At 62.6% G+C, this 24543-nt stretch carries 23 protein-coding genes, 1 tRNA gene and 1 pseudogene; 7 read left to right on the top strand and 18 right to left on the bottom strand.

Annotated features, from left to right (window positions below; all coding sequences use genetic code 11):
• The first annotated feature begins 253 nt into the window (after positions 1–253).
• Entirely contained in the window at positions 254–2308 is a 2055-nt protein-coding gene (locus C4K40_RS26360) for a TonB-dependent receptor domain-containing protein (RefSeq protein ID WP_053132056.1), read from the top strand.
• A 60-nt stretch (positions 2309–2368) separates the two neighbouring features.
• Here C4K40_RS26360 and C4K40_RS26355 read toward each other — a convergent pair whose 3' ends face one another.
• The 10 genes from C4K40_RS26355 to C4K40_RS26310 form a co-directional block, all read right to left on the bottom strand.
• On the bottom strand, positions 2369–3691 hold the full coding sequence (locus C4K40_RS26355; RefSeq protein WP_083456909.1) for an OprO/OprP family phosphate-selective porin: 1323 nt from the start codon (positions 3689–3691) through the stop codon (positions 2369–2371).
• Positions 3692–4044: 353 nt separating this feature from the next.
• On the bottom strand, positions 4045–5031 hold the full coding sequence (locus tag C4K40_RS26350) for a LysR family transcriptional regulator (RefSeq protein ID WP_053132053.1): 987 nt from the start codon (positions 5029–5031) through the stop codon (positions 4045–4047).
• A gap of 225 nt (positions 5032–5256) precedes the next feature.
• On the bottom strand, positions 5257–6357 hold the full coding sequence (ychF, locus tag C4K40_RS26345) for a redox-regulated ATPase YchF (protein WP_022640901.1): 1101 nt from the start codon (positions 6355–6357) through the stop codon (positions 5257–5259).
• A gap of 22 nt (positions 6358–6379) precedes the next feature.
• Positions 6380–6964 carry an aminoacyl-tRNA hydrolase gene (pth, locus tag C4K40_RS26340; RefSeq protein WP_031320511.1) on the bottom strand — a complete coding sequence of 195 codons (585 nt, stop codon included), beginning with the start codon at positions 6962–6964 and terminating at the stop codon, positions 6380–6382.
• A 169-nt stretch (positions 6965–7133) separates the two neighbouring features.
• Positions 7134–7733 (bottom strand): 50S ribosomal protein L25/general stress protein Ctc, encoded by a 600-nt coding sequence (locus tag C4K40_RS26335; protein ID WP_022640899.1) that lies wholly within the window; start codon positions 7731–7733, stop codon positions 7134–7136.
• A 139-nt stretch (positions 7734–7872) separates the two neighbouring features.
• The gene (locus C4K40_RS26330) at positions 7873–8814 is read right to left on the bottom strand and encodes a ribose-phosphate pyrophosphokinase (protein WP_003171603.1); all 942 of its coding nucleotides are present in this window, start codon (positions 8812–8814) and stop codon (positions 7873–7875) included.
• Positions 8815–8862: 48 nt separating this feature from the next.
• Positions 8863–8937, bottom strand: a tRNA-Gln gene (locus tag C4K40_RS26325).
• Positions 8938–8973: 36 nt separating this feature from the next.
• Entirely contained in the window at positions 8974–9825 is an 852-nt protein-coding gene (gene ispE, locus C4K40_RS26320; RefSeq protein ID WP_053132050.1) for a 4-(cytidine 5'-diphospho)-2-C-methyl-D-erythritol kinase, read from the bottom strand.
• A gap of 1 nt (position 9826) precedes the next feature.
• Positions 9827–10444 carry a lipoprotein insertase outer membrane protein LolB gene (gene lolB / locus C4K40_RS26315; RefSeq protein ID WP_022640896.1) on the bottom strand — a complete coding sequence of 206 codons (618 nt, stop codon included), beginning with the start codon at positions 10442–10444 and terminating at the stop codon, positions 9827–9829.
• 4 nt (positions 10445–10448) lie between these two features.
• Positions 10449–12173 carry a tetratricopeptide repeat protein gene (locus C4K40_RS26310; protein ID WP_031320509.1) on the bottom strand — a complete coding sequence of 575 codons (1725 nt, stop codon included), beginning with the start codon at positions 12171–12173 and terminating at the stop codon, positions 10449–10451.
• A 183-nt stretch (positions 12174–12356) separates the two neighbouring features.
• On the opposite strand from C4K40_RS26310, the gene hemA reads away from it, so the two are divergent.
• The 6 genes from hemA to C4K40_RS26280 all read left to right on the top strand — a co-directional run bounded on the left by hemA (position 12357) and on the right by C4K40_RS26280 (position 17712).
• Entirely contained in the window at positions 12357–13634 is a 1278-nt protein-coding gene (gene hemA / locus C4K40_RS26305) for a glutamyl-tRNA reductase (RefSeq protein WP_031320508.1), read from the top strand.
• The gene (gene prfA, locus C4K40_RS26300) at positions 13631–14713 is read left to right on the top strand and encodes a peptide chain release factor 1 (RefSeq protein WP_053132046.1); all 1083 of its coding nucleotides are present in this window, start codon (positions 13631–13633) and stop codon (positions 14711–14713) included. The genes hemA and prfA overlap by 4 nt, the downstream gene beginning before the upstream one ends.
• Positions 14714–15544, top strand: coding sequence for a peptide chain release factor N(5)-glutamine methyltransferase (gene prmC / locus C4K40_RS26295; RefSeq protein WP_022640892.1), 831 nt, complete (start codon positions 14714–14716; stop codon positions 15542–15544).
• Positions 15538–16293, top strand: coding sequence for a molybdopterin-synthase adenylyltransferase MoeB (locus C4K40_RS26290; protein ID WP_022640891.1), 756 nt, complete (start codon positions 15538–15540; stop codon positions 16291–16293). The genes prmC and C4K40_RS26290 overlap by 7 nt, the downstream gene beginning before the upstream one ends.
• Positions 16286–17077 carry a glutamate racemase gene (murI, locus tag C4K40_RS26285; protein WP_053132043.1) on the top strand — a complete coding sequence of 264 codons (792 nt, stop codon included), beginning with the start codon at positions 16286–16288 and terminating at the stop codon, positions 17075–17077. Before C4K40_RS26290 ends, murI begins: the two co-directional genes overlap by 8 nt.
• A 116-nt stretch (positions 17078–17193) precedes the next feature.
• Positions 17194–17712: an acyloxyacyl hydrolase gene (locus tag C4K40_RS26280; protein ID WP_022640889.1), complete on the top strand. Its 519-nt coding sequence runs from the start codon at positions 17194–17196 to the stop codon at positions 17710–17712.
• Between the two features lie 9 nt (positions 17713–17721).
• On the opposite strand, the pseudogene C4K40_RS26275 reads toward C4K40_RS26280, so the two are convergent.
• From C4K40_RS26275 to phrB, 8 genes and pseudogenes are all read right to left on the bottom strand, one after another.
• Positions 17722–18024, bottom strand: a pseudogene (locus C4K40_RS26275) (YkgJ family cysteine cluster protein); the annotation flags it as partial.
• 54 nt (positions 18025–18078) lie between these two features.
• On the bottom strand, positions 18079–18594 hold the full coding sequence (locus tag C4K40_RS26270; protein ID WP_022640887.1) for a DUF2878 domain-containing protein: 516 nt from the start codon (positions 18592–18594) through the stop codon (positions 18079–18081).
• On the bottom strand, positions 18587–19858 hold the full coding sequence (locus C4K40_RS26265; protein ID WP_053132040.1) for a cyclopropane-fatty-acyl-phospholipid synthase family protein: 1272 nt from the start codon (positions 19856–19858) through the stop codon (positions 18587–18589). Before C4K40_RS26265 ends, C4K40_RS26270 begins: the two co-directional genes overlap by 8 nt.
• Positions 19845–20660 carry a DUF1365 domain-containing protein gene (locus tag C4K40_RS26260; protein ID WP_053132038.1) on the bottom strand — a complete coding sequence of 272 codons (816 nt, stop codon included), beginning with the start codon at positions 20658–20660 and terminating at the stop codon, positions 19845–19847. Before C4K40_RS26260 ends, C4K40_RS26265 begins: the two co-directional genes overlap by 14 nt.
• Positions 20657–21904, bottom strand: a complete 1248-nt coding sequence (locus tag C4K40_RS26255) for an NAD(P)/FAD-dependent oxidoreductase (RefSeq protein ID WP_053132036.1) — start codon at positions 21902–21904, stop codon at positions 20657–20659. The genes C4K40_RS26260 and C4K40_RS26255 overlap by 4 nt, the downstream gene beginning before the upstream one ends.
• Complete coding sequence (locus C4K40_RS26250; protein ID WP_053132034.1) at positions 21901–22671, bottom strand: SDR family oxidoreductase; 771 nt, start codon at positions 22669–22671, stop codon at positions 21901–21903. The genes C4K40_RS26255 and C4K40_RS26250 overlap by 4 nt, the downstream gene beginning before the upstream one ends.
• Positions 22668–23093: a nuclear transport factor 2 family protein gene (locus C4K40_RS26245; protein ID WP_022640882.1), complete on the bottom strand. Its 426-nt coding sequence runs from the start codon at positions 23091–23093 to the stop codon at positions 22668–22670. Before C4K40_RS26245 ends, C4K40_RS26250 begins: the two co-directional genes overlap by 4 nt.
• Positions 23086–24531, bottom strand: a complete 1446-nt coding sequence (gene phrB / locus C4K40_RS26240) for a deoxyribodipyrimidine photo-lyase (protein WP_053132030.1) — start codon at positions 24529–24531, stop codon at positions 23086–23088. Before phrB ends, C4K40_RS26245 begins: the two co-directional genes overlap by 8 nt.
• Positions 24532–24543 lie beyond the last annotated feature (12 nt).

Here is a 24543-nt window from a genome sequence, read left to right as displayed (position 1 = left end):
GCGTTGGCGTGCATCTGGCCGGACGGGCATTTGCCCAAGCGTTGGATCGACAGTTGCCTGGGTCGATCCTTCGAGGAAGTGGCTGAACAATGGCAGCAAGCGAAACGCCCGCAGGAGCTCGGTTCAGACGCGGCTGAATATGTCGGTTCTGTAACTTTTTCGTATCTAAATGATAATCATTAGTATTACACTCCGGTCCCCCTATCCCTTAGCGCACCGTTAAGGTGCATTGGTTCGACAAGGATTGCGTGTAATGAAACTCAGCTCCTGCCTGTTCAACTCCCTCCTATTGAGTGCCGGTGTCGGCTTGCTTGGTCCGCTGGCACAGGCCGCCGAGACCGGTGATGACTCCAAGCCGACATCGCTGGAATTGGATACCGCCTTCGTCACGGCCAGTGGTGGTGCCACTGATCTCAAGGATGCGCCGGCCAGTGTCAGCGTCATCACCCGTGAGGAAATCGAACGTCAGCCGGTCTATGACCTCAACACCTTGCTGCGCCGGGTGCCGGGTGTGACGGGCGGTTTCGGCCCGGTGGGCGAGCAGTCGAAGATCAAGCTGCGGGGGCTGGACGACAAGTACACGCTGATCCTGGTGGACGGCAAGCGGGTCGGTAGCTCCGGGGATATCAGCTACCGTCGTGACCTGGCGCGCCAGGACCTGAACTGGATCTCGCCGAACATGATCGAGCGCATCGAGATCGTCCGTGGGCCGATGTCTTCGCTTTATGGCTCGGATGCCATGGGTGGGGTGATCAATATCATCACCCGCAAGGTGTCGCGGACCTGGAGCGGCTCGGCCAGCACCAATATCACCGTGCCCAAGGATTCCGACCGCGGCCAGACCACCCAGTACAGTGCCAACCTGTCCGGTCCGCTGACCGAATCCCTGGGCCTGCGCCTGGGGGCCAACGTGACCCGGCGCGCGGCGGACGAGGTCGAGGCCCGTCTCGATTCGAAGGGTGAGTTCATGTATGGCGACGGGGCTGGAGGCTCCAAGGACCAGAGCCTGAATGCCCTGCTGGACTGGCAGATCAATGATGAGCAGAGCCTGTCCTTCGAGGCTGTGCATGGCGTAGAGCGCGCCTGGTCCTCGAAGAAGACCTTCGGTGATTGGGATGAAACCATTGGCGGAGCCTTTGGCCCCAGCCGCCTGACCCGCGACAGCTACATCCTGTCCCATGTCGGGGAGTGGAGCTTCGGTACCTCGAAACTCGATGCCTACCTGAACAAGTACCGCAACGATATCGACTGGGGCAAGGCCAGTTCCGAGGAGAAGATCGTCGAAGGCAGCCTGAATATGCCGTTCGAGTTGCTGGTGGACCAGCGCCTGACCGTCGGTGGGCAATGGAAGCGTGAAGAGCTGACCAACACCGACACCCTGGGCACGGTGCCGGTGGACTACAAGGGCGCGCCAGTCAGTGGCTCGACCCTGAAGGGCGATTATTCGGCGGCCTTCATCGAGGATGAGCTGTTCCTCCTGGACAACCTGTCCCTGACCCTGGGCAACCGCTTCGACCACAGCGACAAATATGGCAATCACAACAGCCCGCGGGCCTATGTGGTCTACCACCCGCATCCGGACTGGACGGTGCGCGGCGGGGTGTCCAAGGGCTTTCGTGCGCCGAGCCTGAAGGAGGGCAGCGCCGGCGCGGCGACCGAGTCCGGTGGCCGTGGCTGCGGCTCGCTCAAGCCGCTGGGGTATGTCCGGGGCAGTTGCTGGATGGCCGGTAACCCGGACCTGACGCCCGAAACCAGCACCAACAAAGAGATCGGCGTGTCCTTCAACCATGACGACTGGGAGCTGGGCCTGACCTACTTCCATACCGACTTCACTGACAAGATCGAATATGGTCCGCTGGGTCAGTTCCAAGGCCGTTGGTGGACCATGCTGGAAAATATCGACAAGGCCCGGACCCGCGGCTGGGAAGGCACCACCCGGATCCCGCTGGGCGACTCGGTGAACTGGCGCACCAACGCCACCTACATGCTGGAAAGCCGCAACTTGTCCACCGGCGAGGACCTGATCAGTGCGCCCAAGCTCTCGCTGTTCAGTGCGCTGGACTGGCAGGTCAACGATCGCTTGAGTACCGAACTGTCGGCGCAGCATGTGGGCAAGCAGCGAGGGATACGCAATGACTTCGTGCAGTCCTACACCACCTACGACTTAACGGCCAACCTGGCCCTGACCAAGTGGCTGACCTTGAATGGCGGGGTACAGAACCTGCTGGACAAGGACCTGCGGGACGGCTCGACCAACTTCTATGTGCCTGGCAGGGCGTTCTTCGCGGGGGCGACCACCTACTTCTGAGGTTACAACAGGGCTACCCCATTGCCTGACGGTGGGGCGGCCCTGTTGTTGCGAGTAGGTCTAGAACACGTATTGCATGCGCATGACCAAGCCCTGGCCGGAGTCGTCGCCGACCGCATTGCGGATGTTGTCGGTCCTGGCCTTGATGTAGTTGGCGCTGAGTTTCAGGGCTTCGTTGGCATACCAGTTGACTCCCAGGGTATGGCTCTTGCCCTGGGCATCGCCCACGCTGCGCAAGGCGCTGCTGGCGACCACGTTGTCATCCTCGACCTTCATGGCGTCATAGCGATAGAACAGTTCCCAGGCCCCGAGCGACTTGTCCTCGGGCTTGATGGTGTCGAACCTGGCGCCATCGAGCTTGTAGATCCGCGGCTCGCCGGTGAGGGTGTAGGCCAGCTGTGCGTAGTAACCCGAGGCCTTGAGGTCCTTGGCGGCGGTATCGGCCTTTAGGGTACGGCGTAGGTATTCGGCCTGGATCGAGAAGGCCTGCAAGGCCCAAGCCCCTTCGAGCCCCCAGACCGAGTCGCCTTTCCACAACCCGGACTGGGCCGTGGCGCCGCCGAAGACCCCGCGGTTGCCGTTGCTGCCTGCGCTGTTGCCGCCATTGGTCTCCACGCCGCGGATGCCCATGCGCGAACGAATGCGGGTGTCGACGGCACTGTCCTTGAGATCCCGGTAGGCGTATTGCAGGCCCAGGTGCAGGACGTTGCCCGATTCATGCCAAGGCGCGAATACCCCGCGCAAGTTGTAGCGCTTGACGCTGTCGCCATCGGTATCGTTGTTGTTCTCGCTGAACAGGCTGCCTGACAGGTAGACCTGCTTGGCCAGCACGGCATTGGCCTGGACCCCCGTGCCGTTGTTGTCACCCACCCACTCGGCGGCGTCATAGGACAGGTTGCGTTCCAGGGCCGTGACCCACTTGGAGCTGGTGGCTTTTTCCAGACCGAAGTCGGTGTAGAAGCGCCCGATCTTCAGGTTCAGTGGGGCGAAGCCGGTGTAGGTCACGGTCGCTTCATCGAAGTAACCGGTGCTGTCATTGCCGACGTTGCGCGACAGGTCGTAGTTGATCTGGTATTTCCAGTCGCGGTAGGCGGTGCCGCCCAGCTCCAGGTAGGCGCGGCGGAAGTAGGCGGCGTCCGCGGTGTTGCCATTACGGGTGTAGTAGCCGTCGAAGCGGCCATAATCCGCCTGCAAGCGTCCGCCCAGCTTGAAGCTGAACTCCTTGTCGGTAGTGGCCACTTCCTGGCCACCTTTGGTTTTCACGACGATATCGGCGCCGTCGGTGGTGACTGTGCCCGCATGAGTGGTGAGGGTGATTGCCATGCCCAACAGGCCGAAAACTGCTGCACAGCCCGTTGGGGTTCCGGTGGTTCTGACCGACATACTACTCTCCCGTCCGTTTCTCTTTTTTGCCTTGAGTGGCCATGCCTGTAGGGCTGGCTGGGCGGATAGTTGTCAGCGCGGATGAAGCTTTTTGTTGATTTACATGACGTTTTTATGTCGTTCGGGCGAGGGCGATCCCACAGTCCAGGAATTTCAAGGGCCTTGGCGTGGTGGGGGCATGGCGAACCAGGTCCTTGGAATATGTCAGGAACATGAAAGATAAAAGTCATGGGCCGGATCGTGGGATCGAAGAGGCTGGCTATCGCACCAGCTCGCGGCAAACAGAGAACGTCATCCAGAGGCGGGCGGGACTCTCGGGATAAGGCTTGTTCCCTTCCCCAGAAGCGGCGGGCTCAAGCGTCTGAGGGGGAGAACCACTCGCGGCGCTTGATGAAGGCCTGTTGAATCACTTCCACCAGGTTCCTGACTTCGGGGCGTGCAGCGGCCTGGGCATGGGTGCTGAGCCAGGCGTATTGCAGCAGCGGTGCATCGAACAGCTGTGGCAGCGGGAGCAGGGTCTTGTCCAGTCGGGCAATGTAGTCAGGCAACAGGCCGATGCAGGCGCAGTTCCTGATCAGCTCCAGGGCCAGGTGCGGGTCGCTGGTTTGTGCGATACCGCCGGCGCGACGGCGTATCAGGCGGTTCCAGGGCTCCAGGGCGGCTATGTCATGGTGGCCGCTGACCTGCACCAGCAGGTAGTCATCCAGTTGCTCGAGGCGCCAGGGCAGGGCCTTCCGGGGGGCATAGCGCTTGGCCAGGTGGGCGCAATAGCGGATTTGCGCGAGGCGGATGGGTTGGGTGGTGGCAAAACCGGGGTCCGGTCGTGGGCTTCCAGGGTCGGCCAGCCACAGCATGATGTCGGCCTTGCTCGAAGGCTCTCTTTGCAGCGGAACCAGTTCCAGGTGCGAGGTGGCGTTGCGGCGCAGGAAGGTGATTAGGTCCCGGGTGAGGACGTCTCGCAGCAGCATGTCGGCGACGGCGATGACCACGCTGGCCGGCCGGGCGGACTCGATCTTGCCCGGCGGCCATAGCTCCTGGCGGCTGGAGAGGTCTTTTTGCAGGCGCTTGCCCACCAGGGTCAGGCTCAGCTTGTTGTCCTGGTAAAGAAATAGCGGCGTGCCTATGCATTGCTCCAGCACCAGCAGCTTCTTGCGTAGCACTGCCGCACTGATATTCAAGCTGCGGGCCGCTTGCTTGAACGAGGCGCAACGGGCGCTGGCCAGGAAGTATTGCGCGCAGTGGGTATCGATCCACTGCATGTCGATGCGCTGTTCTTCTGCAGCCATGGGCAGGCCCGGAGTGTCTGGAGGGCAACTGTTGGTGGTTCTTCGCTGCCCCATGCCCGGCTCCTGGTTGGTATCCGGAGCCAAGGATACGCAACGCCACCTTTCACCAGCATCGCGGGCAAATTACTTATCTGTAATGCCTGGGTGGGGGAGGGAGCTGCTTGCAGCAAGGTGGTTCGAGCAACCCGCCAGTAGGCCGGGGGCTGGCAAAGCAGGGGCATAAAAAACAAACCCCCGTGCATCCTGGGGATGTACGGGGGTTGCTGTCGTCCGGGGGGATCAGACGTTGAAGCGGAAGTGCATCACGTCGCCATCCTTGACGATGTATTCCTTGCCTTCCAGGCGCCACTTGCCGGCTTCCTTGGCACCGGCTTCACCCTTGAACTGGATGAAGTCGTCATAGGCCACCACTTCGGCGCGGATGAAGCCTTTTTCGAAGTCGGTGTGGATCACGCCTGCAGCTTGCGGTGCGGTGGCGCCGACGCGAACGGTCCAGGCCCGAACTTCCTGCACGCCGGCAGTGAAGTAGGTCTGCAGGTTGAGCAGTTCGTAGCCTGCGCGGATCACGCGATTCAGGCCAGGTTCTTCCAGGCCCAGGGCCTCGAGGAACATGTCCTTTTCTTCACCTTCTTCCAGCTCGGCGATCTCGGCTTCGATCTTGTTGCATACCGGTACCACGACCGCGCCTTCTTCTTCGGCGATGGCCTTGACCACGTCCAGGTGCGGGTTGTTCTCGAAGCCGTCCTCGGCCACGTTGGCGATGTACATCACCGGCTTGCTGGTCAGCAGGTGGAAGCCACGGATCACGGCCTTTTCTTCGGCGCTCATGTTCTTCATCAGACTGCGTGCCGGCTTGCCTTCGGTGAAGTGCGGGATCAGCTGCTCGAGAATGGCTTTCTGGGCGAGGGCGTCCTTGTCGCCGCCCTTGGCATTGCGCGCGACCTTCTGCAGTTGTTTCTCGCAGCTGTCGAGGTCAGCGAAGATCAGTTCCAGATCGATGATCTCGATGTCGCGTTTCGGGTCGACGCTGTTGGAGACGTGAATCACGTTCTCGTCTTCGAAGCAGCGCACTACGTGGGCGATGGCATCGGTCTCGCGGATGTTGGCGAGGAACTTGTTGCCCAGGCCTTCACCCTTGGATGCTCCTGCCACCAGGCCGGCGATGTCGACGAATTCCATGGTGGTCGGCAGGACGCGGTTCGGCTTGACGATCTCGGCCAGGGCATCCAGGCGCGCGTCGGGCATCGGCACGATGCCGCTGTTGGGCTCGATGGTGCAGAAGGGGAAGTTCTCCGCCGCGATGCCGGACTTGGTCAGGGCGTTGAACAGGGTGGACTTGCCGACGTTGGGCAGGCCGACGATGCCGCAATTGAATCCCATGGTGTTTCCCCTCGGGTAAGAGTCAGGCCTTCTGGCTGTGCAGGTTTTTCATCGCGCGGTTCCATTCACCGGCGAAGATATCCGGCAGCACGCCGAGGGCAAAATCGATGCTGGCATCGAGTTTTTCCTGTTCGGCGCGTGGCGCACGACCCAGGACAAAGTTCGAAACCATGCTGGCGACGCCCGGGTGGCCGATGCCGAGCCGCAGGCGGTGAAAGGTATTCTGGTTGCCGAGCTGCGCGATGATGTCCCGCAGTCCGTTGTGCCCGCCGTGTCCGCCGCCGGTCTTGAGCTTGGCGACGCCGGGAGGCAAGTCTAGTTCGTCATGGGCCACCAGGATTTCTTCGGGCTTGATGCGGAAGAAACCCGCAAGCGCCGCCACGGCCTGGCCGCTGCGGTTCATGTAGGTGGTGGGAATCAGCAGACGAATGTCCTGACCCTGGTGACTGAAGCGCCCGGTCAGGCCGAAATATTTGCGATCGGCCACAAGGTTCACACCTTGTTTGTCGGCGATGCGCTCAACAAAAAGGGCCCCTGCGTTATGCCGGGTCTGTTCGTATTCAGCGCCTGGATTACCCAGGCCGACGATCAGTTTTATGGCAGTCACGATAGGGGCCCTTCTCTGGAGTTGTGGATAACATTGCCGCGCAGCTTGGCAGCGGCGAAAGTGGACGACAACAGCTCATTTACCATGATGCGTAAACTTCGCGTTCTCGCCCGCTTTCTCGCTACGTCACTGTCCGCGATGTTTCCGCTACTCCGGCGTCAGAGTGAAATTACTCTGCAGCGCCTTCAGCAGCTTCTGGAGCAACACGTGGAGCGTGGACGTTGGCTACTGCCAGGTCGTTGCCGTGTGCCAGGGCCACGAACTCAACGCCTTTAGGGGCCTTGATGTTGGACAGGTGAACGATGGTGCCGATTTCAGCGTCAGCCAGGTCGACTTCGATGAACTCAGGCAGATCTTTCGGCAGGCAGGAAACTTCGATTTCCGACACTACGTGGGAGATTTCGCCGCCTTTCTTCACAGGTGCAGATTCGTTGATGAAGTGCACTGGAACGATGGCAGTCAGTTTCTGGCCGGCAACTACGCGAACGAAGTCGGCGTGCATTACGTGGCCTTTGGCTGGGTGACGTTGCAGGGCCTTGATCACGACGTTCTGCTTGGTGCCACCGACGTTCAGTTCGATGATGTGGCTGTAGGCAGCTTCGTTTTCCAGCAGCTTGGCAATTTCCTTGGCCAGCATGCTGATGGATTCAGGGGCTTTGTCGCCACCGTAAACAACAGCTGGAACCAGGCTGGCGAGACGACGCAGGCGGCGGCTCGCACCTTTCCCCAGGTCGGAACGCACTTCAGCATTCAGGGTAAAATCGTTCATTTTGTATCTCCAAAATAACCTCGTTCGCCTTGGCGTTTGCGACCAGCGCCAAGGGCGATACGGGCAAAAAAGCCCCGTCCCAACCTAGGTTGGGACGGGGCGCTTTTCGTCATCGAGATGTTTTGCCAGGGACTAGCCCTTAGCGGAACATCGCGCTGATCGATTCTTCGTTGCTGATGCGGCGAACCGCTTCGGCAACTACCGGTGCGATATCCAGTTGGCGGATACGTGCACAGGCTTGTGCTGCTGCGGACAGCGGGATGGTGTTGGTCACCACCAGCTCGTCCAGCACGGAATTTTCGATGTTCTCGATGGCCCGGCCCGACAGCACAGGGTGTGTGCAGTAGGCGAAGACCTTGGCGGCGCCATGCTCTTTCAGGGCCTTGGCCGCGTGGCACAGGGTGCCGGCGGTATCGACCATGTCGTCGACCAGAATGCAGGTGCGCCCTTCGACGTCGCCGATGATATGCATCACTTCGGAGTGATTGGCTTTCTCACGACGCTTGTCGATGATCCCGAGATCAACGCCCAGGGACTTGGCCACGGCACGTGCACGCACGACGCCGCCGATGTCCGGGGAGACGATCATCAGGTTTTCGAAACGCTGGTCTTCGATATCGTCCACCAGGACTGGGGAACCGTAGATGTTATCTACCGGGATATCGAAGAAACCCTGGATCTGGTCAGCGTGCAGGTCAACCGTGAGAACACGGTCGATACCGACTACGGTGAGCATGTCAGCCACGACTTTCGCGCTGATAGCCACACGTGCGGAACGCGGACGGCGATCCTGACGGGCATAACCAAAATAAGGAATAACAGCAGTGATACGAGTAGCCGAGGAACGACGGAAGGCATCAGCCATCACGACGAGTTCCATCAGGTTATCGTTGGTCGGAGCGCAGGTCGGCTGAATAATGAAGACGTCTTTACCGCGGACATTTTCATTGATCTCGGCAGTAATTTCGCCGTCGGAAAATTTTCCAACAGAAATGTCACCGAGAGGGATATGCAGCTGACGTACGACACGCCGAGCCAGATCGGGGTTGGCGTTCCCCGTAAAGACCATCATCTTGGACACGCGCAGTACCTGAAGGCTGAGGGTATACCTGGATGAGTATAAGGAAAATGGCAGGGGCGGCTGGATTCGAACCAACGCATGGCAGGATCAAAACCTGCTGCCTTACCGCTTGGCGACGCCCCTGTATCTGTTGCTTCGAGTGCCTGGCACTCGTTTCCGTTAGAGCAGTGTTTGCAGCTTGCGATGCAACATCGAAATGTTGCTCCCTTTTGCTACAAACCCTGTAAGGGTCTCTGTAAGAAGGGCCGAGACTTTATCAGCTTCAGCTTTGCTTGGGAAGCCCCCAAACACACAACTTCCAGTTCCAGTCAGTTTTGCTTCGGTAAATTTACCTAGCAAATTCAATGCGTTACGTACTTCTGGATAACGCCTTGCGACTACCGGAAGGCAGTCGTTTCTGCTGTTTCCCTTGGGAACGGGGCGCACTTTAATGGGCGCGCTGTCACGTGTCAACAGCGGATCGGAAAAAATTTCTGCTGTACTTACAGAGACTTGCGGGACCAGCACGAGGTACCACGGCTCCTCGGGGTATTCGGGGCTGAGTTTTTCCCCGACGCCCTCGGCGAATGCCGCATGCCCACGGACGAACACCGGTACGTCGGCGCCCAGGGTCAAACCCAGTGCCGCCAGGCGGTCTTCATCCCAGTCCAGTTGCCAGAGATGGTTCAGGCCCAGCAGGGTGGTGGCGGCATTGGAGCTGCCGCCACCGATGCCGCCGCCCATGGGCAGGATCTTGTCGATCCAGATGTCGATACCCAGGGCGCAGCCGGATTGTTCCTGGAGTTTCTTCGCGGCCTTGACGATCAGGTTGCTGTCGTGGGGGACGCCTTCGAACTCGGTATGCAGGCGGATCACCCCGTCATCACGTACGGCGAAAGTGATTTCGTCGCCGTAGTCGAGGAATTGGAACAGCGTCTCCAATTCGTGATAACCGTCTGCGCGACGTCCCAGGATATGCAGCATCAGGTTGAGCTTGGCCGGGGAGGGCAGGGTCAGCTTTTGCACGCTCATGTCATTGCCCCAGCTTGCGTGGTTGCCATTCCTTGATCACCAAGGTGACGTCAAGGTCGCTGCCATGCAGCTTGATCCGCTCGGGCAACCAGTAGCCGTTCTGCTGCGAGTAGCTGCTGTACTCCACTTGCCAGCCGTCCTGTTCCAGGCTCGCCAGGTGGCTGTCGCCATCCAGGGTCAGGCGGCTTTTGCTACCCGGGGCGGGCAGGCCACGAACCCACCAGCCCAGGTGGGACACCGGCAGTTTCCAGCCCAGTTGTTCTTCCAGCAGCGACTCCGGACTGCTGGCTTCGTAGCGGCCCTGGTTGGCCACTTCGAGGCTGACCTGGCCCGGGCGACCGGTCAGGCGTGCGGCGCCGCGGCCCAGCGGGCCGGACAGGCGGATGTCGTAGTAATCCTGGCGTTGCAGCCAGAACAGCGTGCCGCTGCCGGAGTCCTTGGGGGCACGGATGCCGATCTTGCCGTTGATCTGCCAGCCATCGAGACCACTCAACTGGTCCTTGTGCTGGCGCCATTGCGCCGGGTTGCCCTGGCCCTGGACGGATTCGCGGGCGCCGAAACCGGCGCAACCGGCCAGCAGGGCAATGAAGCTGAAAACGATGAAGTGGCGCACGAGCATGGTCTTAAAGAGTCTCTGATCCGGTCAGGCGTTTGATGGTCTGGCGCAGCACGGGGTTGTCCGGCTGGTCCTTGAGGAACTTGCTCCAGATCTGCCGGGCTTCGCGCTGCTTGTCGTTATGCCACAGGACTTCACCCAGGTGCGCGGCGACTTCCGGGTCGGGGAAGCGCTCCAGGGCTTGGCGCAGAAGGCGTTCGGCCTCGTCCAGGTTGCCCAGGCGGTAGTTCACCCAGCCCAGGCTGTCGAGCACCGCCGGATCGTCCGGCGTCAGCTGGTGGGCCTGTTCGATCAGGGCCTTGGCCTCGGCATAACGAGTCGTACGATCGGACAAGGTATAGCCCAGGGCGTTCAGTGCCATGGCGTTGTCCGGCTCGCGCTGGATGATCAGGCGCAGGTCCTTTTCCAGCTGCCCCAGGTCATTGCGTTTCTCGGCCTGCATGGCGCGGGTGTAGAGCAGGTTCACGTCGTCGGGATACTGCTTCAGCGCCTGCTGGATGACGCTCCAGGCGCGCGGCCCCTGGTTGTTCGCCGACAGGGTCTCGACCTCGATCAGATACAGCTGGATGGCGTAGTCGGGTTGAGCGTCGCGAGCCGCCACCAAGCGTTTTTGCGCTTCATCGGTACGGCCGTTGTTCATCAGAATGTCGGCTTGGCGCAGTTGCGCCGGCAGGTAGTCGTTGCCCGGGCCGACCTGGGCATACTCGGCGAGTGCCCCTTGCGGGTCGTTGAGTTCTTCGGCGATCCGGCCCAGGTTCAGGTGCGCGGAATCTTCATGGCTTTCCCGGGCGATCAGGTCTTCGAGGTAGCCCTTGGCCTCGTCCCAGGCCTTGGCTTCCAGGCACACCAGCGCCAGGGAGTAGCGTAGTTCGTCGTCCTCGGGGTACTGCTGGACCAGGCTCGAGAACTGCGCCTTGGCATCTTCCATGCGGTCCTGCTCCACCAGCATGCGGGCGTAGGTCAGGCGCAGGCGTTTGTCATCCGGATACTTGCGGATGCTTTTTTCCAGCAGCGGCAGGGCTTCCTTGCCGCGGTTCAGGCTTTGCAGCAGGCGGGCGCGCAACAGTAGCGGCGCCACTTCGCCGTCTTCCGGCGGATTCTCCTCCAGCAGGGCCAGGGCTTCCTTGGCGTCGCCATCCTGTTGCATCAGCAGGGCCTTGCCGAAAATCAGCTGGCTGTTGTGTGGGTGCTTTTGCAGTAAGCGGTCGAAACCTTTCATCAGGCCGTCACGGGTTTCCTGATCGGTATCGGCGGCGGACAGGGCCAGGAAGTCGAAATGGGTATCGCCCTTGCCCTGCAGGACCTTCTCCATATAAAGCATGGAATCGTCATAGCGCCCGGCGCGGGCCAGCTGGATGGCGGCCGCACGCTGCGCCTCGAGGTCGTCGGGGGCGTTCTTCGCCCAGATCAGCGATGTATCCAGGGCCGCTTGGTCGGCGCCCAGGTACTCGGCGATGCGAAAGGCCCGCTCGGAGATGCCCGGGTCCTGGGTGTTGATGGCCTGGGTCACGTAGTTGTCCAGGGCAATGTCGAAGCGATTGCGTTGGCCCGCCAGCTCGGCGCTCAGCAGGCTGAAGACGGTGTCTTCGCTGAACGAGGAGTAGACCTTGGGCTTTTCAGGGGCCGGGGTGCTGTCTTCCACCGACGACGTGGCGTCCGATGAAACAGGGGCCAGGGATTGGCATCCGCTGAGGAAGACAAGGGCGAGGAGCAACGCGGAGGATCTATTCATATAGGAAGAGGGCGACTAACCTGCGGTCGGATCATCATGACACAAGCCTTCGGCCAAACATAACCGAGACTCAACGGGATGCCAGAACAGAGGCAGTCTATTAGGACAATAGTCGGCGGGAGTTGTTCTGAATCTGTCGAAGTAGGACAATTGCCGGCTTCTCGACATCATCAGCGACCTTGAATGGCCTTCCTTGCACTTGGTATTAACCACAAGACTGCTTCTGTAGACGTCCGCGAGCGCGTGGCCTTTACCCCTGAGCAGTTGGTTGAGGCCTTGCAGCAGCTCTGCCGACTCACCGACAGCCGCGAAGCTGCGATCCTCTCCACCTGCAATCGCAGTGAGCTCTATGTAGAACAGGATCATCTTTCGGCCGATGTGGTGCTGCGCTGGCTGGCGGAATACCACCATCTGAGCCTGGACGACCTGCGCGCCAGTGCCTATGTACATGAAGACGATGCGGCAGTTCGTCACATGATGCGCGTGGCCTCCGGCCTGGACTCGCTGGTGCTGGGCGAGCCGCAGATCCTCGGGCAGATGAAGTCCGCCTATGCCGTGGCCCGTGAGGCCGGCACCGTCGGCCCCTTGCTGGGACGGCTGTTCCAGGCGACCTTCAATGCCGCCAAGCAGGTCCGCACCGATACCGCCATCGGTGAAAACCCCGTATCCGTGGCTTTCGCCGCAGTGAGCCTGGCCAAGCAGATCTTCAGCGACCTGCAGCGCAGCCAGGCGCTGTTGATCGGTGCGGGCGAGACCATCACCCTGGTCGCCCGGCACCTGCACGAACTGGGCGTCAAGCGCATCGTGGTGGCCAACCGTACCCTGGAGCGCGCCAGCCAGCTGGCGGAGCAGTTCGGCGCCCATGCGGTGCTGCTCTCGGACATCCCCCAGGAGCTGGTGCACAGCGATATCGTCATCAGTTCCACTGCGAGCCAGCTGCCGATCCTGGGCAAGGGGGCGGTGGAGAGCGCCCTGAAGCTGCGCAAGCACAAGCCGATTTTCATGGTGGATATCGCGGTTCCCCGGGATATCGAGCCGGAAGTCGGCGAGTTGGACGACGTTTACCTCTATACCGTCGACGATCTTCACGAAGTGGTCGCAGAAAACCTCAAGAGTCGCCAGGGCGCGGCACAGGCTGCCGAGGAACTGGTGAACATCGGCGCCGAGGATTTCATGGTGCGCTTGCGCGAGCTGGCGGCAGTGGACGTGCTCAAGGCCTATCGTCAACAGAGCGAGCGCCTGCGTGACGAGGAGCTGCAGAAGGCTCTGCGCATGCTGACCAACGGTAGCAGCGCCGAAGACGTGCTGGCCCAGCTGGCCCGTGGCCTGACCAACAAACTGCTGCACGCACCGAGCGTGCAGTTGAAAAAGCTTTCCGCCGAAGGCCGCCTCGATGCGCTGGCCATGGCCCAAGAACTCTTTGCCCTCGGTGAGGGCTCTTCGGATAAAACCCCGCAATGAAAGCGTCACTGCTCAGTAAGCTGGACATTCTCCAGGACCGTTTCGAGGAACTGACCGCCTTGCTTGGCGATGCCGAGGTCATTTCCGACCAGGCCAAGTTCCGTGCCTATTCCAAGGAGTACGCGGAAGTCGAGCCGATCGTCGCCTCCTACAAACAGGTGCTCAAGGTCCAGGCCGACCTGGAGGGCGCCCAGGCGCTGCTCAAGGACAGCGATCTGGACCTGCGGGAGATGGCCGTGGAAGAAGTCCGCGAAGCCAAGGAACAACTGGTCGAGCTGGAAAGCAACCTGCAGCGCATGCTGTTGCCCAAGGATCCCAACGATGGACGCAACGTGTTCCTGGAAATCCGTGCCGGTACCGGTGGTGACGAGGCGGCGATCTTCTCCGGCGATCTGTTTCGCATGTATTCGCGTTATGCCGAGCGGCGTGGCTGGCGCCTGGAGATTCTCTCCGAGAACGAGGGCGAGCATGGCGGCTACAAGGAAATCATCGCCCGGGTCGAGGGCGAGAACGTCTACGGCAAGCTGAAGTTCGAGTCCGGGGCGCACCGCGTACAGCGAGTGCCGGCCACCGAATCCCAGGGGCGCATCCATACCTCGGCCTGCACCGTGGCGGTACTGCCCGAACCGGATGAACAGGAAGCCATCGAGATCAACCCGGCGGACTTGCGCATCGATACCTATCGTTCTTCCGGTGCCGGCGGCCAGCACGTGAACAAGACCGACTCGGCCATCCGCATCACCCACTTGCCCACCGGCATCGTGGTGGAGTGCCAGGAAGAACGCTCCCAGCACAAGAACCGTGCGCGGGCCCTATCCTGGTTGTCGGCCAAGCTCAATGACCAGCAGGCCAGTGCGGCGGCCAGCGCCATTGCCAGCGAGCGCAAGCTGCTGGTGGGTTCGGGCGACCGCTCCGAACGTATCCGCACCTACAACTTTCCCCAGGGGCGTGTCACCGACCACCGGGTCAACCTGACATTGTATTCCCTGGACGAAATCATCGCCGGTGGCGTGGAAGCGGTGATCGAGCCGCTGCTGGCCGAGTACCAGGCCGACCAACTTGCCGCATTGGGTGATTGAATGACCATCATCGCCAGCCTGTTGCGCGCCGCCCAACTGCCCGATTCGCCAACCCCGCGCCTGGACGCCGAGCTGCTCCTGGCCGCGGCCCTGGGCAAGCCCCGCAGCTTTCTGCATACCTGGCCGGAGCGCATCGTGCCCAGCGAAGCGGTCCTGGTGTTCAGTGAATACCTGCAACGGCGTCGCTCCGGCGAGCCGGTGGCCTACATCCTCGGCCAGCAGGGGTTCTGGAAGCTCGACCTGGAAGTGGCTCCCCATACCCTGATCCCGCGCCCCGACACCGAACTGCTGGTGGAGACCGCCTTGCAACTGTTGCCTGCCGGCCCGGCCCGGGTCCTGGACCTGGGCACCGGCAGTGGCGCCATTGCCCTGGCCCTGGCCAGCGAACGCCCGGCCTGGCAGGTCACAGCGCTGGACCGCGTGCTGGAAGCCGTGGCCCTGGCCGAACGCAACCGCCAGCGCCTGCAACTGGCCAACGTCACGGTGCTCAGCAGCCACTGGTTCGATTCGATCCAGGGCCAGCGCTTCAGCTTGATCGTCAGCAACCCGCCCTATATTGCCGAAGCCGATCCGCACCTGGCGGCCGGCGACGTGCGTTTCGAACCGGAAAGTGCCCTGGTGGCCGGCAAGGATGGTCTCGATGACCTGCGCCTGATAGTGGCCCAGGCTCCGCTGCACCTGGAAGCCGGTGGCTGGTTGATGCTGGAGCACGGCTACGACCAGGCCCCGGCGGTACGCGAGTTGCTAACCGCCCAGGGTTTCATCGAAGTCCATAGCCGGGTCGATCTCGGTGGCCATGAGCGCATCAGCCTGGGGTGCTTGCCGTGCTGACCGACGAGGAGCTGTTGCGCTATAGCCGGCAGATCCTGTTGCAGCAGGTCGATATCGACGGTCAATTGCGCCTCAAGCAGAGTCGCGTGCTGATCGTCGGCCTCGGCGGCCTTGGCGCTCCTGCGGCGCTCTACCTGGCAGCCGCCGGGGTCGGCGAGCTGCACCTGGCCGACTTCGACAGCGTCGACCTGACCAACCTGCAGCGCCAGATCATCCATGACAGCAACAGCGTCGGTTCGAGCAAGGTGGACTCGGCCATTGGCCGGCTGTCTGCCCTCAACCCGCAGATCCGCCTGGTACCCCATCCAGTGGCGCTGGACGAGGACTCCCTGGCCGCCGCCGTGGCAGGCGTGGACCTGGTGCTGGATTGCAGTGACAATTTTTCCACCCGCGAAGCGGTGAACGCCGCCTGTGTCGCCGCCGGCAGGCCCCTGGTCAGTGGTGCTGCGATTCGCCTGGAAGGGCAGTTGTCGGTATTCGATCCGCGCCTCGCGCACAGTCCTTGCTATCACTGCCTGTACGGGCACGGCAGCGAGGCCGAACTGACCTGCAGCGAAGCCGGGGTCCTGGGGCCGCTGGTGGGAGCCGTCGGCAGCCTGCAGGCGCTGGAAGCCTTGAAGCTGCTGGCCGGTTTCGGCGAGCCGCTGGTGGGCAGGTTGTTGCTGATCGACGCCCTGGGTACGCGTTTTCGCGAGCTGCGGGTCAAGCGCGACCCAGGCTGCAAGGTCTGTGGAGGCCGGCATGAGTGAAGCGCCGGTGGCGGTCTTCGATTCCGGGGTCGGCGGTTTGTCGGTCCTGGCGGAGATCCAGCAGTTGCTGCCCAATGAGTCGCTGCTGTATCTGGGCGACTGCGGCTACATTCCCTACGGCGAAAAGACTCCCGAATTCATCCGCCAGCGCTGCGGCCTGATGGCCCGCTTCTTTCGCGAGCAAGGGGCCAAGGCCCTGGTGCTGGCCTGCAACACCGCCACCGTCGCCGCCGTGGCCGAGCTGCGGCGCGAATTCCCGGATTGGCCCATCGTCGGCATGGAGCCGGCGGTCAAGCCTGCCGCGGCGGCTACCCGCAGCGGCGTGGTCGGGGTCCTGGCCACCACCGGCACCCTGCAGAGCGCCAAGTTCGCCGCCTTGCTCGACCGTTTTGCCGGCGATGTGAAGGTCGTCACCCAGCCTTGCCCGGGCCTGGTGGAGATGATCGAGAACGGCGACCTGCATAGCACGGCCTTGTGCCAATTGCTGCAGGGGTATGTCGAACCGCTGCTGACGGCGGGCTGCGACACCATCATCCTGGGTTGCACCCACTATCCGTTTCTCAAACCTGTGCTGTCACGGATGCTGCCAGGGCACATCAGCCTGGTGGACACTGGTGCGGCGGTTGCCCGCCAACTGCAGCGCCTGCTCGACGAGGGCGACCTGCGCGCCCATGGCCCCGTGCGGGAAACCCGCTTCTGGACCAGCGGCGATGTGCCGCATTTTGCCAAAGTACTGCCCATCCTGTGGCAAGAATCCGGTAGTGTGCAGTCTTTCGATTTGTGAAAAAAACGTTAAATCCCGCTGTCGGCGCTGAACTTCTGGTTAGGCGCGGACTTCTATAGCCTATCTACCAGGCGGTACAAAAACGTTCAAAATAGTTCAATAAAAGGATGTTCCTGATGAAGCGACTGTTGGGTCTGGCCGCGCTTGCGGCCGCGTTGTTGGGGCAAAGTCTTTCCGCGCAAGCGGCCGGTGTCGAGTTCTCCGTGGGCCAAACCGGAGATTCCACGCAAACCTACCGATTGGGCATGCAATTCGACTGGGACAAGAGCTGGCTGCAAAGCGATGTCGGTCGCCTGACCGGTTATTGGAGCGGCGCCTATACCTACTGGGACGGTGACAAGAAGTCGAGCAACCACAGCCTGTCATTCTCCCCGGTACTGGTCTACGAGTTCGCTGGAAACAGCGTCAAGCCTTACGTCGAGGCCGGGATCGGCGTCGCGGCTTTTGCCCATACCCAGGTGGAAGACAACAAGCTGGGTTCATCCTTCCAGTTCGAGGACCGCATCGGTTTCGGCCTGCGCTTCAACGGTGGGCATGAAGTCGGCATTCGCGCCACGCATTACTCCAACGCCGGCTTGCGCTCCCCCAACGACGGTATCGAAAGCTACGCCCTGCACTACACGATGCCGCTCTGATCCGTCCCAGCGATACGCCGTGGCGATGCCCCGGCGTTCGTTCAGGCAATCCGCCTCTCCCAATTCGAATTCGCGGCAGATCAAGGGGCGCAGCTCATAGATAGTGCAACGCATGCTGTCGCGATCCAGCGCCGCGCACCAGCCATCATCCAGGCGCCGCATCACCTCCCCACCCCAGTCGTCGATATCGATAAAGCGTTCGGGCACCCCGGTATCGGTGATCAGCATCACTTCCAGCTGGCAGCAGCAGGCGGCGCAGGTCGAGCAACTGATGGCGGGTTCGGCGATGGGGGTAACGGGGATGGTGGTCATAGGCGTGTAGTGTAAGGCCATGGGGCTGGGCTGTGTGAAAGCCCAGACAGACGCTCAGCCTTCAGCGGCCAGTGGCGGAGCCTCCAGGGCCGCCTGCGCCAACACGTGCAGCAGTGGCAACAGCAGGGCCCAGAGCACCCCCAGCCCGACCAGGGTTGGCCCTGTTCCGTAGGGAAAGCTCACGCCGGCCAGTCGGCCCCCGGCGTAGTAGGCCAGTGGACCTGCCAGCGCTCCAAGCAGGCAGGCCCGCCACCAGGGGCGTGCACTCCAGGCCAGGCCGTGGCGCAAGGTGCTGGCCAGAAGGACCCAGAGCAGCATCAGCCAGAAGGGAATCAATAGACTGACTTGCTGGAACTGAAACACCCCGAGCCAATTCAGGAAGCTGTCCAGGGTGATGCCGATCAGCGCAATGCCGAGCATCATCGGACCTTCGTCGTTCCAGCGGCCGACCCAGCGAAAGTGCGCCAGTACGATCACCACTCCAAGCAATAGCCACAGGCTGTCGCCACTGAGCACGCAGATGAACCAGCCCAGCTGGAACAGCAGGGCATTGAGCAGTTGCCTAGGCATCGAGGCGCCCCAGCAGGGGTTGTGGCGCCGCGGCGGGTTTGGCCAGCAGCAGTTGTGCGGTGCCGATGGTGCGTTCCAGGAAGCCGCCTTCGCAGTAGCACAGGTAGAACTCCCAGAGCCGCAGGAAATAGGGGTCGTAGCCCAGTTCGCCCAGGCGGCCGTGGGCGCGGCGGAAGTTCTCGTGCCACAGGCGCAAGGTCCGGGCGTAGTGCAGACCGAAGTCTTCCATGTGCAGCAGGTTCATGTCGGTGTCGCGACTGACCACCTCGAGCATTTTCTGCACACAGGGCAGGGCCCCGCCGGGGAAGATGTAGCGCTGGATGAAGTCCACGCCGTTCTTCGCCTGCTCGTAGCGTTGGTCGCGAATGGTGATGGCCTGCAGCAGCATCAGGCCGTTGCTCTTGAGCAAGCGTGCGCACTGCTTGAAGTAAGTGGGCAGGAAGCGGTGGCCCACGGCTTCGATCATCTCGATCGACACCAGCTTGTCGTACTGGCCGCGCAGGTCGCGGTAATCCTCCAGCAGCAGGGTCACCCGGTCCTGCAAGCCCGCGGCGTCGATCCGCTGCCGGGTGTAGGCGAACTGTTCCCTGGACAGGGTCGTGGTGGTGACCCGGCAGCCATAGTGCTGCGCGGCATACAGGGCCATGCTGCCCCAGCCGGTGCCGATTTCCAGCAGGTGGTCCTCGGAGGTGAGCGCGAGCTTCTGGCAGATGCGCTGCAGCTTGTTCAACTGGGCCTGCTCCAGGCTGTCCTCGGCGCTGCGAAACTGCGCGGCGGAATACATCATGGTGGGGTCCAGGAACTGCTCGAACAGTTCATTGCCCAGGTCGTAGTGGGCGGCGATGTTTTTCTGTGCGCCCTTGCGGGTGTTGCGGTTGAGCCAGTGCAGGCCGCGAACCAGCGGCCGGCCGAGCCTGGCCAGGCCGCCTTCCATGGCGTCCAGCACTTCCAGGTTGCTGACGAACACGCGGATGACCGCTGTCAGGTCCGGGGTGCTCCAGTAGCCATGGATAAAGGCTTCGCCGGCGCCGATGGAGCCGCTGCTGGCCACCAAGCCCCAGACGCTGCTGTCATGGACGTGGATTTCCCCCAGCAGGGCGCCGCCGCTGCTGCCGAACACCCGTCGCTCGCCGTTTTCGTGGATCACCAGTTGGCCGTGCCGGAGTTGCGCCAGTTGCCGCAGCACGCCACGGCGCAACAGGTTGGCAGTGAGGCCGTGAGTGCTGATCAGATTGGTTTTGGCCGAGACGCTAGAGGATTTCATGGCGGCGATCCTTGGGTGGTACGGCGGCTGTGCGAAAGGCGCCAACGGCGGCCTGATGGGGAAAAAAACGCAGGCCCTTGGCAGCCAGGAGCAAGGCCTGCCAGTAGATCGCCAGGCAAGTCTTGGCGGTCATCCACGGAAAGCGCCGCAGATACTGGTGCAGGCTGCGGCGATCCAGGACCTGGCGTTGCAGGTTGAGCGTGGCGTCGAACAACTTGAGCTCACCCTGCCAGTCGGCCATGTGCACGCCCAGGCGCTCGGCCGGAGGGCTGAAGCTCATGCGGTACTCCAGATCCCGGGGCAGGAACGGCGACACGTGAAAGGCCTTGGCCACGGCGAAATGCTGGTGTTCCGGGGACTGTGCGTTGTGCGGGCTGGCCGGCAGCACATAGTGATAGCGCTCGCGCCAGGGGGTGTTGGTGACCTCGCAGAGAATCGCCGCCAGTTGCCCATCGGCCTCGTAGCAGTAGAAGAAGCTCACCGGGTTGAAGGCCAGGCCCCAGCTGCGCACCTGGGTCAGCAGTCGCACCGCGCCAGCCGGTGCATGGCCGATGGCCTCGGCCACCTGCTGGCGTACGGCGTCGATCAGGTCCATGCCCTGGCCGGTGAAGGCCGGCAAGTAGTCGCCTTGACGAAAGGCGAAGGGCGCGAAACGGCTCCGGCCAGCCAGGGGCGAGAGGCCCAGTACCGCGTCCTGTTCCTCTAGGTCCAGGTACAACAGGCCGATCCGGTAGCGGAAGGCGTGGCCCCTGGGGGCGAAGCGCCGGTGGCTGATCCAGCCGCTGTACAGGGCGCTGTTCACAGTTGCTCCCCGAAGGACTGGACCACTCGCAGGGCGCTGACCACGCCATCCTCATGGAAACCGTTGGCCCAGTAGGCGCCGCAGTAGAAGCTGTGCCGGGCGCCTTGCAGTTCGCTCCAGCGCGCTTGTGCGGCCACCGCCTCCAGGCTGTATTGCGGATGGGCGTAGGTGTAGCGGGCGAGGACCTTCGACGGATCGATGGCCGCACTCTGGTTGAGGCTGACGCAGAAGGTGGTGCTGCTCTGCAGGCCCTGGAGAATGTTCATGTCGTAGGTCACGGCAGCGGCTTTCCCGGCGCTGGCATCGAGGCGGTAGTTCCAGCTGGCCCAGGCCAGGCGACGGCGCGGTAGCAGTCGGGTATCGGTGTGCAGCACCACATCGTTGTCGGCGTAGGGCAGCGCCTGGAGGATCTCCTGTTCGGCATGGCTAGGGCTGGCCAGCAGCCGCAGGGCCTGGTCGCTGTGGCAGGCGAACACCACCTTGTCGAAGCGCTCGCTGCCGGCGGCGCTGTGGATGAGCACGCCGAGTTCGTCGCGCTCGACCCGCTGCACCGGACAGTCCAGGCGGATGCGTTCGCGAAACGAGGCCGTCAGTGGTTCGATGTAGCGGCTTGAGCCGCCTTCGATCACGTACCACTGGGGGCGATTGCTCACCGACAGCAAGCCGTGGTTCTTGAAGAAGCGGACAAAGAACTGCAGGGGGAAACCGAGCATCTGCCCCCGTGACATCGACCAGATCGCCGAGCCCATGGGCACGATGTAGTGCTGGATGAAGCGCTCGCCGTAGCCCTGGCTCTTCAGGTAGTCCCCGAGGGTGGTCGAGGCTGTGATCCGCTGGTTTTGCAGGTCGAGCTGCGCGTGTTGGTTGAAGCGCAGGATGTCTCGCAGCATGCCCCAGAACCCCGGCGACAGCAGATTGCGTCGCTGGGCGAAGAGGCTGTTGAGGTTGTTGCCGTTGTACTCCAGGCCCGTGGCCGGATCGCATACCGAGAAGCTCATTTCGGTGGCTTTGAACTTGACGCCGATCTGTCCCAGCAGGCGGATGAAATGGGGGTAGGTCCAGTCGTTGAAGACGATGAAGCCGGTGTCCACGGCCTGGGTTTCGCCATTGAGGCATACCTGCACGGTATGGGTGTGCCCGCCGATCCAGCTGCCGGCTTCGTAGACCTGGATGTCATGGCGCCGGTTCAGGAGGTAGGCGCAGGTCAGGCCGGCGATGCCGCTGCCGATGATGGCGATTTTCATGGGGCATTCCCCGTACGGGCCAGGCGTTTGGCGAGGGCCAGTTGCAGGCGGCCGGGCAGCCAGGAAAGCAGCTTGAGGCCGAAGATGAACGGTGCGGGGAACGCGATTTCCAGATCCCGGCGGGGCAGGCGCTGATGGATATGCCGAGCGGCCTTCCGGGCGCTCCAGCGCATGGGCATGGCGAAGTCGTTGCGTGCGGTCAGCGGCGTGTCGACAAAGCCCGGGCTGACCAGGGTCACATCGATGCCTTCGGCAGCCAGGTCGATGCGCAGCGATTGCAGCAGGTAGCGCAGCGCTGCCTTGGAGGCGCCGTAGGCACCGGCCCGGGGCAGTGCCAGGTAGGTCACGGAGCTGGCCACACCCACTAGGTGCGGGCGATTGCCGGCGCGCAACAACGGCAATGCGGCTTCGATGCAGTAGCCTGCGGCCAGCAGGTTGGTACTCAGCACCCGTTCGATCAGCGCTGAGTCGAATTGCTGCACCTCGATGTACTCGCAGGTCCCGGCATTGAGGATCACGCTGTCCAGAGCGCCCCAGGCCTGGGCGATGCGCTTGCCGATCTCGCGTACCTGCAAGGCGTCGCCAAGGTCGCCCGGCACCACCAGCACCCGGCCCGGGTAGCGCTGGGCCAGGGCCTCCAGCGGCTCGCGCGAGCGGGCACTGAGCGCCACCTGGGCACCAGCCCCGAGCAGCTCTTCGGCCAGTGCCGCGCCGATGCCGCTGCTGGCGCCGGTGAGCCAGATCCGCCTGGGCATGGCCGGATTCATCCGAGCCTCCTTTTCAACCAGGCGATCACTGCCCCGATCAGTGGCAGGTGTTCGTAGAGCAGGGCACCCGCGTCGAAATAGTCGCGGTGGCGATAGACCAAAGCGTCGCGCCATTGCAGGTGTGAACAGCCGGCCACCTGGATCAGGCCGCCGCCGTTGAGGCGCGGGTGGCGATAGCTCATGGTCCAGCGTAGGTAGCCCTGCCCTTCGGCGCACTGGTCGCTGCCGTGGAAGTCGAAGCGCAGTTCGCGGACGTTGGCGTACAGCTGGGCGAAGTAGTCGCGCAAAGGGGCCAGTCCATGAACCTCGTGCAGAGGGTCGGTGAACTGGATGTCATCGCTGTAGAGCTGGCCCAGGCGATCGAGGTTGTGGGCGTCCAGGGTGGCGAATTCCCGGGCGAAGTGGTCGAGGAAGTCACTCATCGCCGGCTCCCGCATCCAGCCGCGAGGGCAGTGCCTTGAACGCCGCCAGGGCCCGTTCCCGGGATCGTGGCAGATCCACCATCGGCGCCGGGTAGTCGGCGACGCCGAACAGCCCGCCCAGGGCCGCCGGGTTGTGGATATCTTTTTTGTTCAGCCCGGCCAGTTGTGGCAGCCAGTGCTTGATGAAGCGCCCCTCGCTGTCGAATTTCTGCGATTGGCTCACCGGGTTGAAGATGCGGAAGTAGGGCGCCGCATCGGTGCCGGTGGAGGCGCTCCACTGCCAGCCGCCGTTGTTGGCCGCCAGGTCGCCGTCGATCAGGTGACGCATGAAGAACCGCTCGCCTTCGCGCCAATCGATCAACAGGTTCTTGGTCAGGAACATCGCCACCACCATGCGCAGGCGGTTGTGCATCCAGCCGGTCTCCAGCAACTGGCGCATGGCGGCATCGATGATCGGCAGGCCGGTACGGGCTTCTTGCCAGGCCGCCAGTTCCTCGGGAGCGTCGCGCCATTTCACGGCTTCGGTTTCCGGTCGGAAGGCGCGGTGCCGGGATACCCGTGGGTAGCCCGCCAGGATGTGCTTGTAGAAATCGCGCCACAGCAACTCGTTGATCCAGGTGACGGCCCCGGGGTTGCCGCTTTCGAACTCGCCCTGGTTGCTGCGCAAGGCGGCGTGCAGGCATTGGCGGGGCGAGATCACGCCGGCGGCGAGGTAGGGCGACAGCTGGCTGGTGCCGGGCTTGGCCGGAAAGTCGCGTTCGCCCTGGTAGTAGTGGATCTGCTCATCGGCGAATCGCTCCAGGCGCGCTTGTGCTTCGTCTTCGCCGGCTGGCCAAAGTTCGCGCAAGGCGGGCTTCGGGGTGGGGAAGCCCTCGATCTGGCCTGGCAGCGGATCGGCACTGATCGACAGCGGCATCTGCGCCCTTGGCGCGCTCACCAGCACGGGCAGCGCGGTGTGCAGGCGGCTGTAGCAGACCTTGCGGAACTGACTGAAGACCTGGAAGTAGCCGCCGCTCTTGGTCAGCACGCTACCGGGCTTGAACAGCAGTTGATCGAAGTGGCCTTGGACGCTGATACCGGCCTTCTCCAGAACCCTTGTCACCGCTGCATCGCGACGGCTTTCGTGGATGCCGTATTCCTGGTTGAAGTGCAGCATGCGTATCTGCAGTTGCCGGCACAGGTCCAGCAGGACCCGGGGTGCCTGGTCCCAGGTGGCGGCGCTGCGAATCAAGAGCGGGATGTTCAGCTGGCCCAGGGCGGTACTCAGCGATTGCAGGTTGCGCAGCCAGAAATCGACCTTGCAGGGCGCATCATCATGGGCCTGCCACTGCTCCGGGCTCAGCAGGTACACCGCCACGGTCGGGCCCCGCTCGGCGGCGGCGCTCAGGGCGGTGTTGTCGTGTAGGCGCAGATCGCTGCGCAGCCAGATCAATTGCATGTCGGTTTCCGG

Source organism: Pseudomonas sp. CMR5c, assembly GCF_003850545.1.
Taxonomy (GTDB): domain Bacteria; phylum Pseudomonadota; class Gammaproteobacteria; order Pseudomonadales; family Pseudomonadaceae; genus Aquipseudomonas; species Aquipseudomonas piscis.
Note: the sequence above shows the minus strand (reverse complement) of the source record. Positions and strands in the feature narration are given on the sequence as shown.